This is a genomic window from Streptomyces sp. NBC_01433, from assembly GCF_026340105.1.
Classification (GTDB): domain Bacteria; phylum Actinomycetota; class Actinomycetes; order Streptomycetales; family Streptomycetaceae; genus Streptomyces.
Map to the genome: position 1 here is coordinate 187,650 of NZ_JAPEPM010000002.1, position 20,809 is coordinate 208,458.

Below are 20,809 nucleotides of genomic sequence, written 5' to 3' on the forward strand. Positions count from 1 at the left end.
CAAGTCCTAGACGGACCCGTCGACCAGGCCCATGACGAACGCCTCGAAGTTCTCTGTGACCAAGGTGATCGCGAAGTCGTCCTCCTGGTCGACATGCACCACCGTCGGCTCGCCGTGCCTGCCGCACCCGCGGTAGTCAAGGGCGAGCATGTCGTGGCCGGCCGAGGGTGTGTCGGCGAAGTAGACACCGATGTCGGGGTACTCCCACATGTCGATCCAGAACAGGCTGCCGTACTCGCCGCCGAGCGACTGCGGTCGCATCCGCCCGACGCCCCGGATGCCGGTGATCTCGATGTGGTCGTCGGCCCAGGAGGTCGGCTCGGTCATGGGAAAGCGGACCCGGGCAGGAATGCCGCCGTTGTGCGCGGTCATCAGCGCGATGTAGGAGCCGGGCAGACGGTATCCGCCAAGCTCCTCCTCCAACGACGCGATCAAATCCCGAGAGGGCGGGGCCTCCTCCACGTACTCCCTCAGCGCGTACGCCGAATCGTCCCAGAACCCGGCGACATCAAAGCCCTCGAAGTACCCCACTGCGCCCTCCCGCACCTACTCGTCCGGCGATTCTACGTTCCGCGTCCAGACACGATCGCGGCCGCCGCGGGTTCACCGGTGCATCGGCATTGCTCCGGGCTCGTGGTGCGCAGGTGGATCCAGTTCTCGACGGGAGAGTCGCAGAACGCCGACAGTTCGTCCTCGTCGTCGACGAACTTCTTTGACGCCTTACGAGCAGTCCGGCAACGGTCGTGTGCGGGCCGCCTTCGATGTCGCGAATACTTCGAGACCAAGTCTGTCGTCGTCGTATGCGCCTGACCACGCATCACCCCGGGCACCCCGCCGCCGCGATGCGCGACTCGCCCGGTCCTGCCCGAGCGGGGATCACCGCACAGCAAGGGATCACGGAACATAATGCTGCCCATGAGCGACTCCGCAGACCACGGTGACACCGGTAGAGGCAAGCCGTCGCACCGCCTGGTGCGCATGACGGGCCGTGACCCGGAGGAACACGGACGGACCTCCACCCCGTTGGAGCTCCTGTTCGACCTCACCTTCGTGGTCGCGGTCGGTACAGCGGCCGACCACTTCGCCGAGATGGTGGCCGAGGGGCATCCTGGGCAGGCGGTCACCGCGTTCGTACTGGCGATGTTCGCGATCAGCGTCGCCTGGATCAGCTTCAGCTGGTTCGCCTCCGCCTTCGGCACCGACGACTGGCTCTACCGCATCCTGACGATGGTGCAGATGACCGGCGTCGTCGTGTTCTCGCTCGGCCTGCCCGCGATGTTCCACTCCGTCGACGAGGGCGGACACCTCGAACTGCGGGTCATGGTGATCGGATACGTCGTGATGCGCATCGCCATGCTGCTCCAATGGTGGCGCGCCGCCCGCGACTCCCCCGCCTTCCACGACGTCGGCATGGCCAACATCCGCTGGACCGCCATCATCCAACTCGCCTGGATCGCGGTCGCTTTCACCCACCTCCCGCTGGCCGCCGTGTTTACCGCCTTCGTCATCCTCGGAGCGCTGGAACTGGCTCTGCCGCTGCTCACCCAGGGCAGCGCGGACGGCACCCCCTGGCACCCCCACCACGTCGCGGAGCGCTACGGCCTGTTCGCGATCATCGTTCTCGGTGAGGGTGTCGTCGGCACCGTCGCCTCCTCGGGCAGCCTCCTGGGAGGCACGGACGGAATGCACTGGAGCGGGAACGGGATCGCCGTCGTCATCGCCGGCGTCGGACTGACCTTCGGCATGTGGTGGGTGTACTTCGCCACCCCCTTCGGTGACATTCTCGTGCACCGCCGCAGCCGCGGTTACCTCTTCGGCTACGGGCACATCCCCCTGTTCATCGCGATCGCCGGCGCCGGCGCCGGGCTGCACGTGGCCGGGCTCCACTTGGAACACCACTCCGAGCTCAGTGGAGTCGCCGTGGTCCTGTCCCTGGCCATCCCGGTAGGCCTGTATCTGCTGATGGTTTATCTGCTGCACACCCTGTTGCTGTCCGCGGCAGACCCATTCCACCTGCTCCTGATCTCCCTCACGCTTGCCGTACTGCTGGTGGCCGTCCTGCTTTCCGCAGCCGGCATCGCGATCGCGGTGTGCCTGCTCATCGTCATGCTCGCACCCTTCGTCACCGTGATCGGCTACGAAACAATCGGCCACCGTCACCAGCGGCAAATGCTGGAAGCACTCGGCATGCAGGACCACTGACCAACTCAACGCCACGCACCCAGCTCAACGCCACGAGCGAAGCGAGGCCCGCGTGTGCAGACGCTCGCTTTCGACTTCCATCACGTGACGTTTTGAACCTTCCCGACGACGGTGAGTGCTACGACGAGCGAGGAACGGAAGACGCCACAGTCCGTTCCCCAGTCGCAGCAATCACAGGCATCGCAGGTATCGCAGCCGACCAGCCAATCCGCGATGACATCGAGGCGCCTACCGAGGGGCTCCCCTGCGCGTTTTCCTTGCGCCCATGTGCGCCTGGCAGGAGACGCACCAGTCCCTGGTCAAGGTGGCACACGCTGCGCCGACGGCACGTCGGGGTGGGCAGCATCATGATCAGCCAGCTCCTCGGCCAATCCGCCACAGCGCATGAAACCGTGGCAGTGGCAATGGCAAATACGCCAGCTGCCGTCCGGTCTCGGCCGTGAACGCGGGCGTGGCCGAGCAGCGGGGGCGATGCTTCTTCCCCGTGCTCTCCATGAGGGACATCCTCCCCGGGGACGAACCCCTGCTCTCGTATGTCCGTCAAAGCGGATCAAGCCCACTGCCGGGCACCTGGATTGTTGCGCGCGCCCAACCCCCCTGCGCAACAATCCCCCGCCCTTGAAGACTTGACGCATCCCCAGGCAACACAGGGGACGGACCGGGCCACAGCCGGCCTGGCCGCATCCACCAACGGAGGGATCACGAGCATGAACGTACCCAAACGCGCCACCGTCGCCCTGTCGGCTGCGGCGCTCGGCGCCGGCCTCGCTCTTGGAGCACCCGCCACCGCGGCTCCCGCGCCGGCCAACGCCGTCACCAGCACGGCCCTGACCGCACCGGCCACCGACGCGGTATCCGGACCGGCCGCGGAGGCGGTCGGCGGCACGTCGGTCACACTCAAGGCCCAAGCCAGCACGAGGCTGTGGACGCAGCGAGGTTATGGATTCGCCGACGTCCACAAGACCTAGAAATCCCAGAAGGGCTACCCCGGCCAGTACTACGGCAAGCTGCGGGGAAAGGTCCACCACTACCGCGCCCCCGCCAACCGTCGGGTCGTCGTGCAGGTGAGCATCGACGGAAGGAAGTTCCTGCTCGGCGCGACGTACGGCACCAAGTCCTTCAACAAGAAGTACCGCAACACGCGGAAAGCCCTGATGCGGCTGTGCCTGCACCGCCCCGGCGGCGGCGTCTCCTACTGCGGCGGCTGGTGGTGACATCCAGCGCTCGGCTCGGGGTGCGGCACCGGGATACCCGGCCGGTGCCGCACCCCACCGGCTACGCTCCGGCGGTAACCCGCGGTCAGAGGAGGAAACCCATGCGATTCAAGAATTCGGTCATCGTTGCGCTTGCGGCGACAGTCGCTGTATTCGTGTCTGCGGCGACTCCGACGGCGGTGGCATCTGTTCGACCGACCGACGGCGCCGAGCCGACGGCACAAGTTCGCGGTACGTGTTCCGCCGGGGGTGCCCTGTGCGGAAACGTCAGCAATCACGACAACCGGTACAACCTTTTGATCACCGACAACTGGGGAAGAGGGGCAACCGGTCGACCTGGCACGTTCTCAAGCCCGGTCAGAACGGTCATGGCGTAGGCGTGAAGGACACCGACGGGTATTGGGTCGGTCCCGGCTGCAAGGTCAAGCGTTCACTGGGCCTGAGGACAGTGGGACCGGGTTGGCACAAGGTGCGGGACATTCAGAGCATTCAGATCGTCGACATCCGCTGCTGAATCGCACACTCGTCACCCCGTATCGCACGTCCTGTGATAGGGAATGCCAGTGATCAGCTGTTTCCATTCCTTCCGGCTGAGATCTCGGGAAAGGGACGTGCATAGTTGCGTCACAGTGAGCCGTGGATCGGTGTTCCACAGCCTGACGGTCCGGTCGTCTCCCGCGGTGGCGAGAGTCCTGCCGTCGGGGCTGAAGGCAACCACCCTCACTTGGGCGGTGTGGCCGGTGAGGGTGGCCAGTTGCCTGCGGTGCACAACATCCCACAGCATGACTGAAGTGTCCGCGTTGGCGGTGGCCAAGGTGTGGCCGTCCGGGCTGAACGCCACCGCGAACGCGGGGCCGGTGTCACTGGCAAGAGTCGCCAGGCGCTTGTGTCCGGCGACGTCCCAGAGGATCACCGTCTGATCGATGCCGGCAGTAGCAAGTGTCTTGCCATCGGGGCTGAAGGCAACCGCACTCACCTGCCCGGTGTGACCCGTGAGCGTGGCCGTGCGGGTCCGCCGGGCCACGCTCCACAAGGTCACTCTTCCGTCGTAACTGGCGGCGGCCAGCGTGCGGCCGTCCGGGCTGAACGCCACGGATCTGACGGGTCCGTGACCGACAGCCAGGTTGCTGCGGCGGGTGCCCGTGACGTCCCACAGTGCGGCCGTCCCGTCCTGGCCGGCAGTGGCCAGTAGGCGTCCGTCCGGGCGGAAGACGACCTTGTTCACCCGGTCCATGTGACCGGACAAAGGAATGTGGGTGGGAGCCCACAGGGTGACCGCTCCGCTCTCCCCGGCCGAGGCAAGGAGGGAGCCGTTCCGGCTGTAGGCGAGGGTGTAGACGTTGGTGCCCTGTCCGAGGAGGGTGGTTCGGCGAGTGTGATTCCGGATGTCCCACAGGATGACCGTATGGTCTTGTCCGCTGGTGGCCACGGTACTGCCGTCGGGGCTGAAAGCCACCGCCCTGACCTCTGCGCTGTGTCCCCTCAAGGTGGCCACCTGGGTGTGGCGCCGGACGTCCCACAGCCTGACGGTGTAGTCCTGGCTTGCCGTGGCCAGGGTGTGGCTGTCCGGGCTGAATCCGACGGCGTCCACCGACCGGGTATGGCCCCGCAGCACGGCGAGTTGTTCGCCGGTGGCCGCGTCCCACAGCCTCACGGTGCGATCCGTGCTCGCCGTGGCCAGCAGCCTTCCGTCCGGACTGAAGTCCACGGCCCACACCGTGTTGCCGTGGCCGGTGAGGGTCAGCCGTTGCCGACCGCTTTCGGTGTCCCACAGGATGACGGTGCCGTCGTCGCTCGCCCCGGCCAGGGTCCGGCCGTCCGGACTGAACGCGACGCTCTTGACTGATCCCCGGTGTCCGGTAAGGGTCGCTACCCTGGTACGGGAAGCGACATTCCACAGCACGACCTTCCGGTCATCGCCACCGGTGGCCATCCAGCGCCCGTCCGGGCTGAAGTCCACCGCCCGCAGCCACGTGGCGTGGCCGGTCAGCGTGGCCAGCCGGGTGCGGCGCCGGGCGTCCCACAGCACGGCCTTCCCATCCCGGCCGACGCTGGCGAGCGTACCGTCGCGGCTGAACGCCACTTCGGAGACGGCATCGGCGTGGCTGGTCAGCTCGGCCTGGTAGGAGCGGCGCGCGGACATGCTCAGCAGGGCGCCACGTGCCTCGAGCGTCGGCTCGGTTCGGAACGCCTCGATGCTGAGCAGCATGGCGGTTCCCGGCCGGGAGTCGGCCAAGTTCAGTGCCTGGGACGCCAGTTGCTGAGAAGTGGCGATCTGACGGGATTCCAGTGCTTTGTGGCGCTGCCGTACGGCGACCACGCTGACGCCCGTGACCACGATCAGCAGTACCGCCAAGCAGGCGGCGAGGCACGCCAGCCGACGTCCTCGCCGCACGGCCACAGCCCGTTCGTCGTCCTCCAGGGCAATGCTCGCATCGAGGAACACGTGCTCGAAGGCGGTGAGTTCGGAGCGGATACGATGGTGCGCCGCCCAGTCACGCACCGCGGCCAGCCGTGCGCCCCGGTACAGCGCACCCTCGTCACGATCCAGTTCCTCCCAAGTACGCGCGGCCTCTGTCAGTCGCCGTTGCAGACGCAGCCGCTCCCGGTCTTCCGCCACCCAGTCACGCAGCCGCGGCCAGGCCGTGATCAGGGCTTCGTGGGCGAGCTCGACGACCTCTTCGTCCAGGGTGATGAGGCGGGCCCGAGCCAGACAGTCCAGGACGGTGGCCGTCTCGGCTTGGTCGGCGGTCCAGGTGAGCTCGGCGCGGCGAGTGGAGCGGCGGGTGTCCAGCGTCCCGTCCCCCGGTGAGATCAACCGGAGCAGGATGCGGCGCGCGAGGTCGGTCTGAGCGTCCGTGAGCCGGGCGCAGGCGTCCTCCGCGGTACGGGCCACGGCCCCGCGCAACCCGCCGACCGAGTCGTAGACGGCCTTGGTCAAGGTCTGTCCCCTGCGCTGTCGCCAGGCCTCCAGCAGCGCGTGGGACAGCAGCGGCAGTCCGCCCGGCTCGCCGGATGCCTCGGATACGAGGCGAGCGGTCAGGGAGCGCTCGACGACCACGCCCGCCGCCATGGCCGGTTTGATGATCACGTCGCGCAGTTCGGCCGTGCTCATCGGGCCGACGAGCACGGTGGCGTCCCGGCAGGCGTCGGCGAGCGCGGGATGCTCGGCGCATTGTCCGAAGAAGTCGGCCCGCACCGCGATGACGACCCGTAATCGACTCCCGGCGCGGCGCGCGTCCAGGAGCCGGTCGAGGAACTCCGCGCGCTCTTTTTGGGCGCGGCAGAGGGTGAAGACCTCCTCGAACTGGTCGACGACGACTACCGTGTCACCCTCACCGCCCATCGGCGCGAGGGTCGCGGTATGGGTGCGGGCGGGGCGTTCGCCCGGGGCGAGGATCCGGATCCCGACGGGCCGGTACGGTTCCTCGGCGCTCCGCAGCCGAGGGATCAGGCCTGCCCTCAGCAGCGACGACTTCCCGCTTCCGGAGGCCCCGACGACCACAACCACGCGGTGGGTGCGGACCAGGCCGACGAGATCGTCCACGAGCCTGTCCCGGCCGAAGAACCGTTCGTGATCCCCCGGTTCGAAGCGGGCCAGCCCCTTGTAGGGCGGCTCGGTGTCGTCGTCCTCGGCTGCCTGGCGAGCCGTTTCCTCCGACGCCTTTCGCCAGCGCCGCTCCCACTCGCGGCGGTCCGCACCGCATGCGGCCACATACGCCAGTGTGACTTCCAGCGAAGGCAGTTGATCCCCGGCTGCGGCCCTCGACAGCGTCGAGATCGTGTACGGCGTCCGCTGGGCCATCACCCGGTAGGTCAGCCCCTGCACACCGGTTCGCAGCTTGCGCAGTTCGGACGCGAACCCTTGCACCGGCCCCGCAGCCGGATCCAGCGGCGCTTCATGACGTCCCATGCTGCTCCCTCGGGTGCGATCACGCCGAGGAGCAACCTACGCATCGGGCGAATCGAGAGCAATGGGGCCGTCGGCCGAATCTGCGGGTCGCGCGTTGCGCCCGCCGCGCCCCAGCAACCGGTGAACGGGTCCGAAGCACGGCGCTGCTGTTCCTCCTGGGCGATCTGCCGTACGACGAGGCCCCTTGAATTCGCCGAGTGAGGGGGCTTCATAGCGGTGGCAGGCGGGCAACAGTCCCCAGACCTGCTGCTGTCATACGGGCTCCCGGTCCCGCCCACGGCATTTGGCCACCTCTGAGATTCACGCACCTATTTATGGTGCGGTCTTACCCATGGCCCCAAGACGCCGCTCGGACCCGACAGTGGGCGTTCGCGTCGTGCGTCTCCTTATCAAGCCCGAACTGGCTGTCGATTCGGGCTCGATTGTTCCGACGGGCTGCCTCGGTCACTGCGGGCCGCCACACTGTGGGGTATGCCTTGCCGGTACCGGGTCGGGGGATGCGACACGATCGAGCTGGAGCGGGCGTCCGACTCGAAGCGGCGCGCTCCGGTCGATACGTACATCAGTCGCCACACGGACCAGACGGACGGTTTGCCGAGGGACGCCGACTGGCGCTGTTGATCGCCACATACGACTACCAGGACACCCGCAGTCCGGGCAGCTCGTCAGATCGGCGTCCGACTCGATGTCCAGCACCACCAGCCCCCTGTCCACCGCCAACGTGGGGATCGCGGGTGACTTTGAGGACGTGCATGCCCTCCACGCTGAACAACTCATCGGTCCGAGCTCACCACGACGCGCCTGAACGACACGTACAGTGACGCACCCGAAGCCTTCTCCTCATGCAGTTGCCGGTCGCAGCTGATCTTGGAAAGCCTCGCTCCGTCCCGCCCTCGCGCCACGACGCGGACCCGCACACCGCGAAGCAGCTCACCCGGGCTCATCCACGAGAGCCAAAAAACACGGACGTCGATGTCGAGAACCCGTGGCCGGCTCCGTCCCCGTAGTGAACGCGGCCAGAATGGGCCGCACCAGTACCGAGGAGAACCACGATGGCCAAGTACCTGCTGCTCAAGCACTACCGCGGTGCCCCTGCTCCGGTCAGTGAACGCGGCCAGAATGGGCCGCACCAGTACCGAGGAGAACCACGATGGCCAAGTACCTGCTGCTCAAGCACTACCGCGGTGCCCCTGCTCCGGTCAACGACGTGCCGATGGACCGGTGGACGCCGGAGGAGATCTCGGCGCATGTGCGGTACATGAACGACTTCGCGGCCCGGCTGGAGAGGACGGGCGAGTTCGTCGACGGTCAGGCACTCGCCCCCGAGGGAGCGTGGGTCCGCTACGACGGTGAGGGGCGCCCGCCGGTCACCGACGGACCGTTCGCGGAGACCAAGGACCTCATCGCCGGCTGGATGATCATCGACGTCGACAGCTACGAGCGCGCCGTCGAGCTGGCCGGGGAGCTGTCGGCCGCTCCTGGAGCGGGCGGGAGGCCGATCCACGAGTGGCTTGAGGTGCGCCCGTTCCTGGCCGCGCCGCCCACCATCACGGAGTGACCACACGGATGAACGAGGCCCTGCTCAGGAGCCTCACGCCGAGCGTGCTCGGGATCCTCGTACGCCGCGGAGCCGACTTCGCGGCGGCCGAGGACGCTGTGCAGGACGCTCTGGTCGAGGCGCTTCGGGTCTGGGCTGCCGACCCGCCGCGGGACGCCAAGGGCTGGCTGGTCACCGTGGCCTGGCGCAAGTTCCTCGACGCGACGCGGGCCGACGCCGCCCGCCGCCGACGTGAGGACCACGTCGAGGAGGAGCCGGCGCCCGGGTCGGCGCCCGCGGTGGACGACACGCTCCAGCTCTACTTCCTGTGCGCCCACCCGTCGCTGACTCCGGCATCGGCGGTCGCGCTCACGCTGCGCGCCGTCGGCGGGCTGACCACCCGCCAGATCGCCGAGGCCTACCTGGTGCCCGAGGCGACCATGGCGCAGCGCATCAGCCGGGCCAAGCGCACCGTCTCCGGCGTGCGTCTCGACCGGCCCGGCGACGTCGCCACCGTGCTGCGCGTCCTCTACTTGGTCTTCAACGAGGGCTACTCCGGCGACGTCGACCTCGCCGCCGAGGCCATCCGGCTCACCCGGCAGCTCGCGGCCGCGATCGACCACCCCGAGGTGGCGGGGCTGCTCGCTCTCATGCTGCTCCACCACGCCCGGCGTGGCGCCCGGACCGCGTCCGACGGCAGCCTGGTGCCGCTCGGCGAGCAGGACCGCGGCCGGTGGGACACCGCGTTGATCGCCGAGGGCGTCGGGATCCTGCAGGCGGCCCTCGCCCGCGACCGGCTGGGCGAGTTCCAGGCCCAGGCCGCCATCGCGGCACTCCACGCCGACGCGCCCACCGCCGAGGAGACCGACTGGGTGCAGATCGTCGAGTGGTACGACGAGCTCGCGCGCCTGACCGACAGCCCGGTCGTCCGGCTCAACCGCGCGGTGGCCGTCGGGGAGGCCGACGGACCGCGTGCCGGCCTGGCGGCGCTCGCCGCGCTGGAGACCTCACTGCCCCGCTACGCCGCTGTGGCGGCGTACCTCCACGAGCGCGACGGCGACCTGGCGACGGCGGCACGGCTGTACGCCGAGGCGGCCCACAAAGCACCCAACCTCGCCGAGCGCGACCACCTGACGCGCCAGGCCGCCCGGCTCAACGCCCGCCGGTGTCGCTGACGGGTCGGGCTCGGACTCTCCCGCGGCACTTGGCGCGGCCGCCGCAGGCGGGCTGTGCGGGAGTCCACGTGAACCCGTCTCTCGTACCTCGCAACGTACCGCCGCTCGTGAAGGCCGACGAAGCCCGATGCCCGCCCATCGGGCCGTACACGTACGAAACGGGCGAACTCGCGACGACCGGCCGTCTGGCGCAGTTCAACGAGGTGAGGCTCGGTGAGTATGCGCACGGGCCCGTGGTCCGGGTGGCCCGCCGGCTCTCCCATGCATCGAGGTCGAGCGAGGCACCGTCCTCACGATTCGATCATCGGGAAGCCGGACAAGAAGAACCCGAAGCCACCCCAACGGACGGTCACTTGAACGGCTACGGGGCGGCCTCGACGACTCATCCGAATGAGACATCTCAAGGTGTCCGGAGAACCGTCGAGCTTTGGTTCGTACCACCAGCCATTGCCCGTCGGCAGCACCGGCACTCTTCGAAGACCGCCGACAAACGCTGTTCCTATGGTGGCCCGTGAAGGTTCGAGAGGACTCTCTCCTGCACCGACGGGCAGGAGATCACGGCGAATGATCGCATGTGAACACTTCATGGCCGAAGTTGGAGCAGAGAGCATGTGGCCAGTCGTCGCCATGAACGGTCCGCATATCGTCTTTTTCGCCGTCAGGCCCTCACGGCGCACCGCCGCGAGCGGTAGCGGGCCTCCGGTTGGCGGTTGACGCCGGTCCTCCAGCAGGCCCCGCGCTCCGGACACTCCACCGTTCCGGTCTCGTATCGGACGGTCACCAGGCGCCTCCCTGAGGCATGTACGACTCGGCCACGTGTGCCAACTTTCGGTCTTTGCTGAGTAGTTGCTCTGACTCCGGGACGGCGCCAGCCAATGGTCACAAAGTGCCAGTTCAGGCTTGGACATGGGGTGTAAATATATGCTTATATCGCTGGCGTTAAGAAGCTTTGCTATCCGCAACGATCTGTGCGGCCGGCGAGCTCAGCAAGGGGAGTGCATAAGTGAAGACGACTTGGCGCGCGGGGAGCGTTGCCTTGATCACGGCCGGTGCGGTTCTGCTGTCCACGCCGTATCTGGCCGTTGCGGACGGCCGCAGCGAGAGCGGGGAGTCCGAGGAGGAGAAGGCGGTCACGGAGCTGCTGGACGCTGCCGCGGAGCTCGCGAGGAACCCGATCCGCGAGGCGGAGACCGCCGAAGCGGCTTTGATGGCTGCGAAGATGCAGGACCGCCGGGTCGAGGTCCTACAGATGCGTACGGAGACCGACACGGTCTACGCCAACGCGGATGGCACCCTGACCCGTACCTCCGCGGCCGGACCGGTCCGCATGGTCAAGGACGGCCGCTGGGTGGACGTCGATCTCGACTTCAAGCGCACCGACGACGGGGACGTCGTGGCCGCCGCACACCCGGAGGGTCTGCGGCTGGCCGGTGCGGGGGGTACCAAGGCACGCTCCTTGAAGGCCGCCGCGGCGGCCCCGCAGGACACCGCCCGCGACCTGGTCGTGCTCGGAAAGGGCGACCAGAGGATCGCGATGCAGTGGAAGGGCGGCTTGCCCGCCCCGCAGCTGACCGAGAACACGGCCACCTACCCCGAGGCCGTGCCGGGGGGCGACCTTGTCGTCGAAGCCACGCGCACCGGCTTCGAGCAGTACCTCAAGCTGCGCAAGGCCCCGCAGGACGGCGCTCCCTTGGTGCTGCCGCTCGTCCTCCCGGAGGGCATGCGGGCCAATGCCGCGGCCGACGGGGGCATCGACTTCCGTGACGCGTCCGGCGAGACCGTCGCGACGATGCCCGCGCCCACCATGTGGGACAGCCAGGTCGACCCGCGCTCGCTGGAGCACACCAACCGCAAGAAGGTCGCCATGGAGGTGACCCAGTCCGGCAACACCGCGGAGCTGAGCCTGCGGCCCGACGCCGGGTGGCTGCGTGACGAGCACACCCAGTACCCGGTCACCATCGACCCCTCGACCGATGCCCTCGACGTCCTGTTCGACACCTTCGTGCAGGGCGGCGACACCACTGACCAGTCGGTGAACACCGATCTGAAGGTCGGGTGGCCCGGTGACTACGAGGGAAGCACCAAGCGCGTCGCGCGCTCCTTCCTCACCTTCCGCACCTCCAACTTCGCCGACGCGCTCGTGTCGAAGGCGTCACTGAAGATGTGGAACTACCACTCCTGGTCGTGCGAGAAGCGCGACTGGGAGGTGTGGGCCGCGGGCACCGCGGACAAGAACACCCGCTGGACCAAGCAGCCCTCGCGCCTTGAGAAGATCGCCACGTCCTCGGACACCAAGTCCGCGGCGTGCAAGACCGAGGGCTGGGCCACGGCCGACATCACCAGGCTCGCCCAGACCTGGTCCTCGGCCAAGGCCGAGACCGGCAGCATCGCGCTGAACGCCGCCAACGAGTCCGACACGTACGGCTGGAAGCGCTTCTACTCCGCCGATGCCGCCGACCAGACCAAGGTGCCCACCCTGGAGGTGACCTACAACTACCGGCCCCGCAACGGTGCCAACCTGCAGGCCGGCGCGCCCTTCATCTCCAACGGCGGCATCTTCAAGGTCAACACCACCACCCCGATCCTGCGGTTCTCCACCGAGGACACCAACGGCGACGACGAGATCATCGGCACGTACGAGATCACCGACACCGCCACCGGCAAGGTCGTGGCCACCGTCAACGCACCTGCGGCGGCATCGAACGCCACCTCACAGCTCAAGGTGCCCGCGGGCAAGCTCACCTCCGGCAAGACCTACAGCTTCCGCACCACCACCTTCGACGGCGAGCACTACGCCAACGGCTGGTCCGACCCCGTGCGCTTCACCGTCGACACCGCCTGGAAGCCGACCGCCGCCGAGAACACGCTGGGCCTGGCCAACACCTACTCCGACGCGGCCGACATCACCGCGGCCACCTCCTCCGACTCCACCTACGCCTCCATCGCCGTGACCGAGGACAACGTCGTCTCCGTCCCCTGGGACGGCAAGAACAAGTCCATCGACATCAAGAACGGCATCATGCCCAACCAGCTCTCCATCCCGGAGGCCGGTTCCCAGGGCACCCAGGTCGGCGGCAACGTCGTCTATACCTCCACCGGCCCCGTCGACACCGTGGTGCAGCCCACTGCGGACGGTGGCTCGCGCACGCTGAACATCCTCAAGAACAGCACGGCGCCCAAGGCCTACGAGACCAATTTCCAGATTCCGGCCGGCATGTACGCCGTCACGCACGACGACGGCTCCGTCTCCCTGTACTCCACAGGCGACGATAGCGCCGACAAGGCCCCCGCGAAGGAGGCAGCCGCCTTCTTCGACGCGCCCTGGGCCAAGGACGCCCAAGGCATGGACGTGCCCACCAGTTACAAGGTCGTCGGCAACAAGATCGTCCAGAGCGTGGAGTTCTCCTCCGCCAGCGCCTTCCCCATCGTGATCGACCCCGGATTCTGGTCGACCACCTGGAAGATCACCAAGTGCGCGGCGGCCATCGCCGGCGTCGTCTTCAGCCTGACTCCGATGGGCTCCTCGACGCGCATATGGACGGCCGTCCGGCTGGTGAAGCGGATCGGCGTCAAGAAGACGGCGAACCTCATCCGCACCTACGCCAAGCACCGCAAGATGACCTCCGCGCACCGCAAGGCCGTCACAGCGCTTCTCGGCATCACCGCGATCAAGAACGCCTGCAAGTTCTAGGAGTCGTGCACCATGTTCGCTCTCATAGCGCTGCTGGCGCAGCTCACGGTGATCTTCATCCACCGAGCGAAGAACAGACCTCGCTCCCGGCCCGACTCGTACACGCTCCACACCGGCCTGTGCCTGCTCGGCATCGCGGCCGGCTGGATAGCCATCGGCCGCCCGGAGATCACCTGGAACGACGGCCCTCTCGTCCTCATCAGCGGCCTGCTGATCACCGTCGAAGCGGCCGACGCGGCAGAGAAGCTGGGCGCGCCCCGGTGGGCGGACAAGGCGGTGTGCCTCCTGTGCGGGGCCGCGGCCGCGACGTGGATGTCGTCCGGCTGGATCCCCTGGGCCTAGCTACGGCAGGGGGCCGGCGCCACCACCGTGCCCGCATGTACAGCTCGCGGGCGAGCCTCCGGGAACACGCCGCGTAATGGGGGCCTGTGATGTCAGACAACTGGCACCGCGGGCCCCCTTTTGCGTCAGTTGGTCAGTTGGCATCTCTCCAGGTCTCGCACGCACGGGCAACGGTCACATACGGACCGCCGGCCGGCCGCAGCTGGGGCAGGTGCCGCTCAAGGAGCAGACCATGTGGTTCAGGTGGGCTGGTGCTGTGACCGAGAAGGTTCACCAAGTCTGCCTGGCCGCCAGTAGCCTCCCGCCATGGGAGAAGCCGAGGTCCGGGTCGTGGTCCGTAAGTTCGATGGCAGCCCGCACTGGCACCACTCGATGGTGTGGTTGGGCGAGGATGAGTTCGGGGTCTGGCTCGGTGCGCCGATCGGGACGATCTGCGGCAGGGGCGGGGAGGGCGAGGTCTTCACAATCGAAGAGCGACGAGTCATGCTCTTTCCCCGCGGCGCGTGGTGGACGGCCCGGTTCCAGGCAGCTCCAGCTCGCCTGGACGTCTACTGCGACGTCACTACTCCTCCCGATTGGCCGCATAAGGGGGAAGTGACCACGGTCGACCTGGATCTGGATGTCTGCCGGGTACGGCAGGACGGATCTGTCTTCGTGGACGACGAGGATGAGTTCGCCAGTCATCAGAGGCAGTACGGCTATCCACGAGACGTCATCACGCGCGCGGAGAATGCCGCCGAGTGGCTGTCAGCCGCGCTGCGGGACGGTGCAGAACCCTTCGGAAGCCGCTACCGCGCATGGCTGGACCAGGTCAGTTGAGCTTGGCTCCGGGTGTTGGTCGAGCTGCGGTCGTGGGGGATGTCCGACCCAGCGGATGCCCTTCTCGCAAACGCTGAATGATCCCCCGTCTTCGCACATCCGAAAGCGACGGAGTGCGGGCAGCTCGGGGTCAGATCTGCGTTTCCTGGAGTCGGGAGATCTGCTTGGCGATCATGCGGCAGGGAACGACAGGCACGTGGTGGCCGGCAACTGACAGTTTGGTGAAGCTCGCCACGGAGTTCCCCACACGGACCACGGTGTACTCGGTCACGTGCCCACCGAGCTCGACGGTAGCCGTGACCTCGAATCGCACGGATTCGTCTCCGAGTCGGGGGGCGGAACCGATGGTGACCGTGCCCTTATAGGGCCTGGCCAGGCCCTATTGCTCGTAGTACAGGCAGGCGCGCAGACCTTCGCGCACCGAGACGAGCGGTTCCCGTCCCCCGGATCCCTCGTATGAAGCGAGCACGGAGCCCCCACCGTACAGGTCGCCCTGCCAGTTGAACCTCTGAGTGCCCGCAGCCGGCGGCTTCCGGTAGTCAGCCGGCCGGCCGGTAGCACCGACCAGCCGACGAGGCGCCGTCCGTACCGCCGGATGATGCGTTCAAGGACGGGCTCGGTGTATTGACCCGAACTGTGCTCGACCACATAGCTGCCGGACAGGACACCTACGCCTGGAAGTCACCTCACCTGGCTCCAGGTTCATCCGATTCGGCGCACATCTCTCACTCACCGTGGCCGTTCCACAGAACCTGAGCCAGAACCCGTTCTCGCCATTCTCGTGAACATACCCAAGAGCCACAGAGCGCCCCCGCTGCAATCGCGATCCGCGTTCCAAGTGATCTCGGCCGCCCGGCTCGCGACCCCGCTCAGAACCACGCTCGGCGCTGCTGAAGAGCAGTGCCCAAGCTCAGCAATAGGGCCCTTGATTGGTGAGCGCGGTCGCCACGCGGGTCCAAACGCTGAACAGCCGGTAGAGGTCGGGCAGAGTGCCGTCGGCTTCGATCGTGCGGCTGTCGACCGAGGTGACACCGGTGATCCCCAGCAATGCGGAGGCGACCGAGGTCGACTGCCAGCGGACGGCAAGCGTGGACGTACGGTGGGCCGTTGCGGCAGCGTCGGCAGCCCGGCCGGTCAGGCTGTGGGCTGCCGCCTGCTCGATGGCTTGGCGCGCCTCGCCGATCGGGCGTAGCTCGGCGGCGAAGCGATCGCGCGCGTACTTCACGGCGACACTCGTCACTGAGGAATCCCAGTCGGTCATCTCGGCGCAGGCGGCGTCGTCGCCGGACAGCATCACGACCGGAACTCCCAGCGCGGTGGCGGTGGCGTGAGTCAGTCCGATCTCGCCGACTGGCCGTCCGTCCAGCCACATGTCCTCGATCTCGTGCCCCATGAAGCTGTGGCTCATCACCCCATGGGCGCCAGCACGGGCGTGGAAGCCGATGCAGATCACCGCATCGTAGGAATCGTCGAGGCCTTCCAGCATGCCCATAACCTTGGGCCGACCGCGGATCAGGCGGACGGCAGGATGCAGGGTCTCCGGGAGCAGGTTGCGCATCGGGCCGTGTGCATCGTTGACCGTGACCTCGGTGGCTCCCGCTGTCATGGCACCACGGACGGCCGCGTTGACATCCTCCGTCATCATCACGCGGCCGTTTTCGTAGTCCCTGCCGCCAGGCTGGACATCCTCGGCGTCCACGAGTCCCGTGACGCCCTCCATGTCGGCGCTGATGTAGATCCGCATGCTGCACACTCCCCAAGAGATGATCATCTGAAGGACGCAGGAAGCCTAACCGTCGTTGCCTGCCCGCGCTTCGAACTGCGCCCCACTCGGGGGCAGAAGCGTCACGGGAGACGATCATGATGAACGCGGGGAGGCCCGCGCATCGTGCGGAGCCGAGGCCGGCGGTGGGAAGGCGAAGGGAGTCTTCCTTGGCAACGTGGTGCCAAGGAAGACTCCCTTCGCCGTATGGCGGCGATGGTGCGGACGGAGGTTCGGCTCGTCCGGCACGACCGGACTCTGCCCGGCTTCCGCTCCTTCGCAGCCCGCAGCCACGCCCTCTGCGGACCGCGCCGAATCGGCAGTTCCGCTTGTGGGTGGACCGGGCGCTGCCCGGCTCAAGACAGGTTTGCCACCGGCACAGGGTTGCCACCAAGCCCGGAGCACGCTGGAAGGAAGTCTCTCCGGATTCCTGTCACGTCTCCATACGCCCATCCGTCAGTGCCGCGAAGAGCCAACCAGGCTGACGCGAAGAAGCACAGCCATACAGCCATGACGAACCCTCCATCTCCCGGATGCCCGACCCAGCCGAGTTCGTGCCCGAGATGAGCGACATCAGCACCCCGCTTCCGGGCCACGGGCAACCGCTCGGTGCCGAGCACCACGATGAGCCTCGTCCACCTGCGCGCCGGACAGTTCGTCAACGGGATCTCGCGGCGAACTTCGACGAAGCCTTCCCCGGTTCCCGAGATCAAGCCCTCGCGTTCGTTGATCCCGATGACGTCGGCATGACCCCAAAGCCCGGCCGGGCCGGAACCAGCCGCATGGTGTAGAGCCCGTCGGAGAGGCAGGCATCTCCGGTCTCCCCCGCCGAGGAGCTCCGGATGGCCTCGCCCAGCGAACCGAGAACAGACAGAGATGAGTGGGTCCAGTGAGCCACGGGGAGATCCGCCTCCCCCAGGGTGAGCCAGATCTCGCCCTGGACCTGCGGCGGTGTTCCCGGGCGCACCTCCAGATCGGCCAAGGACATCTTCACCTGCCCGAGCTGTCCACCCATGCCACTCACTCCAAAAGCTGATCGGGTAGATCGACTTGATGGGGCCACCGCCCCGAGTGAACTGGAGCTGGACCCTCTTGCCCCCACCATGGCCACCGCCCGGCCCATCCCGGTGTCATGCGGGTCAGGAGGGGTGGCCAGCGATCCGTTTACTCTTGAGCGCCGCCGCCGAGAGCCCGTTCGGCAGGTCGGTCAGCATGTCCCGCAGAGGCTTCACATGGGTCTGGCGGGCGCAGCCAGCCGCGTAGAACTATTCGGCTCAGCTCAGGCTCCGCGTCGCTCACCCAGCCGGAGGACACGAGGGCCTGGTGGGGTGAACCGGCGTACGACGCCGAGGTGTTCGGGCGCCGGGGCGGGCCCAACGTGGCGAGAGGAGCTTCCTTCGTGCATGTCGACGCTTAGGCGTGACTGAGCGCCGCAGTCGGCCCGTCCGGCGAAGTACGTACTCAAGTCTCCCTGGCATGCATTTCGGCCCTCTCTGGGACCCCGCCAACGAGGACGCCGCGTGGCACGCCGCCGGAGCAAGGAAGAGGGGGACCTGCAGAAGAAGCCGCCCGGCGGCATCGCCACCGAGCCCGATGACCACGGGCTCGGATGCTCGCGCGGCGGCCTCACCGCCAAGCTGCACCTGGCCGGCGGACAGGGGCAGAATCCCCTGTCCGTCGTGACCACCGTCAGGCTATGTTCCCAGCATGGACCCGCTCACGTTCGACTACGAGAACCTGCACCTGCGGGTGGACCGGGGGGTGTTCGAACTGTTCAATCTGGACAGCCCCGAGAGTACGTTCCGGGTTCCATTGCACTGGCTCGGGATGTTGGTGCATTACAAGAAACCGGACAAGCCCGGCGAGTTGTTCTTCGGTGTCGTGCGCGATCCGAATGCCGCGCTCTACGGTACCGACCGGCTCGCTCTCAGGTACCGCTACTCGCCTGCGGTCCGGGTGCCGCCAGGGGACGAGCCCTTGTTCCGCGCGTACTTCACCCAAGTGGCCGCGCTCGCCGACCGGCGGGTCGCCTGACGTGGAATCAAAGGTCTTCGAGCATGGCCGCTTCAATCTACGGGTCGGTCACGGGGTCTTCGAGTTGCTCCGGCCAGACGGTTTCATCGGGCCGTACCGGGCCCCGCTGAGCCGAGTGAAGGTGCGTACCGAGGCACGCAGGAGTGGCTTGACCCGGCTGCGCTTCGACTGCGCCGAGCAGTTCAACGAGCCGATCTACGGGAGCACGGCGAGATCCAGGCCGCTGGTCGTCACCGTCGATATCCCGACCGCCGACGAGCCGCTCCACCGTGCGTACTCCACCGAGCTCCCCCACCTGTCCGACCGCCTCATAGCCCTGCCCTGTGACAGGAAGGCTGGTGCTGCACCCTCCCCACCGGATGATCGGCCGCTCTCTGGCGCATCCCGCCCGGGAACTGGTTTTCGTTCCTCCGGAAGGGTGGCGCCGGGGCGAGGTCGACGGAACCATGGGGCAGCGTGCGGTATCCCCAGGGCACGACACGTGCCGCGGGGCAGGGGGCGAGCTTGAGGTGGGGCCATGCGTAGCTATGCCGGCGTATTGGTCGGCAAACTACTTTTCGCCACGGTCTGCTGCTTTCCGGTCCCCCTTGTCCTCGTCGTGGGATGTGTCGCCTGGGACGAGGGTGAGAACTGGGCCTGGATCGCGCTCATCGTCGGCCTGGTCGGCTCGGTCTTGATCCCTGTCATAGCCCTCAAAGACGCGCGGAGGCAATTCCCCCGGATCACGCGCAGGGACCGGGTGAAGCACGAGAACGTCTCCTACGGGGACGACACCTTCGTGATGTGGGCACCACGGTCCGAACACGGCTCGGCGCAGGCGCGGATGGTGCGGGCGGATGTCCTGGAGGCGTCGCTCGTGCGATACAACCCCGACAACGAGGCGACCTTCACGACCTACTCCGGCGACCTCACCCCCAATGAGTTCACGCCGCTGATCAGGCTGAAGCTGCGAGTGCATGACGCCAAAGAGGCCGGTGGGGCCGATGGGGCCGCCGGGTTCGAGATCACGGACACGTGGCGGGTACCCTCCCTGTGTCTGTCCGCCGTCACGGCGGGCCGCCTGATCGGCCTCGTCGACCCGGCGCTGTCGGCACGCCGCCCGATCCGAAGGTCCCCGGAAAGGTCACCCCCTCTTTGGCCCCGCAGCGCCCTCATGTCGGGTACGAGAACCAGCCGGATGATCGATCTTGAGGGCCGGTGGACCGATGCCACCCGGCGCCCGGGTTGGCTGCTGCAACAGATGCGGATCGCGCGGGAAGCCGGAGGTGTCGAGATGGTCGGCGACACGATCGACCTCCGGGGCCACGGCCCGGTCCTCGACACGGTGCTGCGCATCCGTCCCGAGGACGGGACACCTCCGTTCGACGCCGCCCGGCGGCTGACGGTGCCGATGGACTACCTCTCGGTCCTGCACCGCACCAGGGAGGTCGTCCTCTACGCCAACCCGAACGGCAGGTCGTACGTCATCGACTGGGCGCGTACCAACCTCCTCGCCGGCACCACCGCCGCCAAGGCCATCGCCCCCGACGGCCAGGAACTCGCCGTGACGGGACGTCCTGACGTGATCTGGGCCCTGATGAACCTGCTGGCATCCCACGGCCTCTCGAACCCGACCCCTGTCCTGGACCTCCGCAAGCGCAGGATGAGCGCGGTGGCGGGGACGTTGATGGACGTGGTGCGGGGCAGTGGGACGGAGGCGAACGCGGCCCGGCGCTAAGGGCTCGAATGTACGGGTCACAGCCACTCGTGTACGCACCCACTGCGGCCGGGTGCGCTGCCTGCCCGGTCCCGGGGCAGATGCAACTGCCAGCCCAGTGGGCAGAACGCAGTGTGCCGGTGGTGGCGTGGACACTGACCGCGACCTGGCAGTTCGCCCGCTTCCCGAGCGCTCCGCAGTAATGGCGGGCCACCCCCGCCGACGCCCGGCCGCACTTGGGAAACGACACGTCGTCGATCCCCCACCCCCGGCGCGATCCCCACACCTGCGGAGTGATCGCCCTCGGACAGCCGGCAGGCGATCCGCCAACTCACCCCGGAGCCGCACCGCATCCCCCAGCTTCACACCCTGGCGACGCCGGCCACCAGGCATCACCACCCAAGGTACGAGTACTGGGCAACCC

14 protein-coding genes and 2 pseudogenes are annotated in these 20,809 nt (G+C 67.7%); 11 read left to right on the forward strand and 5 right to left on the reverse strand.

What is annotated here, in order from left to right:
• Positions 1-6: 6 nt before the first annotated feature.
• Complete coding sequence (locus OG413_RS28515; protein WP_266810670.1) at positions 7-531, reverse strand: SMI1/KNR4 family protein; 525 nt, start codon at positions 529-531, stop codon at positions 7-9.
• 384 nt (positions 532-915) lie between these two features.
• Here OG413_RS28515 and OG413_RS28520 point away from each other — a divergent pair, with 384 nt between their 5' ends.
• From OG413_RS28520 to OG413_RS28530, 3 genes are all read left to right on the forward strand, one after another.
• Positions 916-2,202 (forward strand): low temperature requirement protein A, encoded by a 1,287-nt coding sequence (locus OG413_RS28520; protein WP_266810672.1) that lies wholly within the window; start codon positions 916-918, stop codon positions 2,200-2,202.
• Positions 2,203-2,909: 707 nt separating this feature from the next.
• Positions 2,910-3,170, forward strand: coding sequence for a hypothetical protein (locus tag OG413_RS28525; RefSeq protein ID WP_266810674.1), 261 nt, complete (start codon positions 2,910-2,912; stop codon positions 3,168-3,170).
• Between the two features lie 96 nt (positions 3,171-3,266).
• The gene (locus OG413_RS28530; RefSeq protein WP_266810676.1) at positions 3,267-3,416 is read left to right on the forward strand and encodes a hypothetical protein; all 150 of its coding nucleotides are present in this window, start codon (positions 3,267-3,269) and stop codon (positions 3,414-3,416) included.
• 526 nt (positions 3,417-3,942) lie between these two features.
• Here the strand turns inward: OG413_RS28530 and OG413_RS28535 are convergent.
• Entirely contained in the window at positions 3,943-7,329 is a 3,387-nt protein-coding gene (locus OG413_RS28535; RefSeq protein ID WP_266810678.1) for a WD40 repeat domain-containing protein, read from the reverse strand.
• A 1,150-nt stretch (positions 7,330-8,479) separates the two neighbouring features.
• Between OG413_RS28535 and OG413_RS28540 the strand changes: the two genes are divergently transcribed.
• The 5 genes from OG413_RS28540 (at position 8,480) to OG413_RS28560 (ending at position 14,893) form a co-directional block, all read left to right on the forward strand.
• Positions 8,480-8,887 (forward strand): YciI family protein, encoded by a 408-nt coding sequence (locus tag OG413_RS28540; protein WP_266810679.1) that lies wholly within the window; start codon positions 8,480-8,482, stop codon positions 8,885-8,887.
• 8 nt (positions 8,888-8,895) lie between these two features.
• A complete protein-coding gene (locus OG413_RS28545; RefSeq protein WP_266813133.1) occupies positions 8,896-10,041 on the forward strand; it encodes an RNA polymerase sigma factor in 1,146 nt (381 codons plus the stop codon).
• Positions 10,042-11,077: 1,036 nt separating this feature from the next.
• Positions 11,078-13,732 carry a DNRLRE domain-containing protein gene (locus OG413_RS28550; protein ID WP_266810681.1) on the forward strand — a complete coding sequence of 885 codons (2,655 nt, stop codon included), beginning with the start codon at positions 11,078-11,080 and terminating at the stop codon, positions 13,730-13,732.
• A 12-nt stretch (positions 13,733-13,744) separates the two neighbouring features.
• Positions 13,745-14,074, forward strand: a complete 330-nt coding sequence (locus OG413_RS28555; protein ID WP_266810683.1) for a hypothetical protein — start codon at positions 13,745-13,747, stop codon at positions 14,072-14,074.
• 306 nt (positions 14,075-14,380) lie between these two features.
• The gene (locus OG413_RS28560) at positions 14,381-14,893 is read left to right on the forward strand and encodes a DUF402 domain-containing protein (protein ID WP_266810685.1); all 513 of its coding nucleotides are present in this window, start codon (positions 14,381-14,383) and stop codon (positions 14,891-14,893) included.
• 910 nt (positions 14,894-15,803) lie between these two features.
• Here OG413_RS28560 and OG413_RS28565 read toward each other — a convergent pair.
• On the reverse strand, positions 15,804-16,637 hold the full coding sequence (locus OG413_RS28565; protein WP_266810687.1) for a M55 family metallopeptidase: 834 nt from the start codon (positions 16,635-16,637) through the stop codon (positions 15,804-15,806).
• Between the two features lie 727 nt (positions 16,638-17,364).
• Positions 17,365-17,670 carry a hypothetical protein gene (locus OG413_RS28570; RefSeq protein ID WP_266810689.1) on the reverse strand — a complete coding sequence of 102 codons (306 nt, stop codon included), beginning with the start codon at positions 17,668-17,670 and terminating at the stop codon, positions 17,365-17,367.
• A 580-nt stretch (positions 17,671-18,250) separates the two neighbouring features.
• Between OG413_RS28570 and OG413_RS28575 the strand changes: the two are divergent.
• The 3 genes and pseudogenes from OG413_RS28575 to OG413_RS28585 all read left to right on the forward strand — a co-directional run.
• A pseudogene (locus OG413_RS28575) lies at positions 18,251-18,343 on the forward strand (IS5/IS1182 family transposase); the annotation flags it as partial.
• A gap of 19 nt (positions 18,344-18,362) precedes the next feature.
• Positions 18,363-18,689 (forward strand): hypothetical protein, encoded by a 327-nt coding sequence (locus OG413_RS28580; RefSeq protein WP_266813322.1) that lies wholly within the window; start codon positions 18,363-18,365, stop codon positions 18,687-18,689.
• A gap of 517 nt (positions 18,690-19,206) precedes the next feature.
• Positions 19,207-20,406 (forward strand): hypothetical protein, encoded by a 1,200-nt coding sequence (locus OG413_RS28585; RefSeq protein ID WP_266810690.1) that lies wholly within the window; start codon positions 19,207-19,209, stop codon positions 20,404-20,406.
• Positions 20,407-20,468: 62 nt separating this feature from the next.
• On the opposite strand, the pseudogene OG413_RS28590 reads toward OG413_RS28585, so the two are convergent.
• Positions 20,469-20,650 (reverse strand): annotated as a pseudogene (locus OG413_RS28590) (transposase); the annotation flags it as partial.
• Positions 20,651-20,809 lie beyond the last annotated feature (159 nt).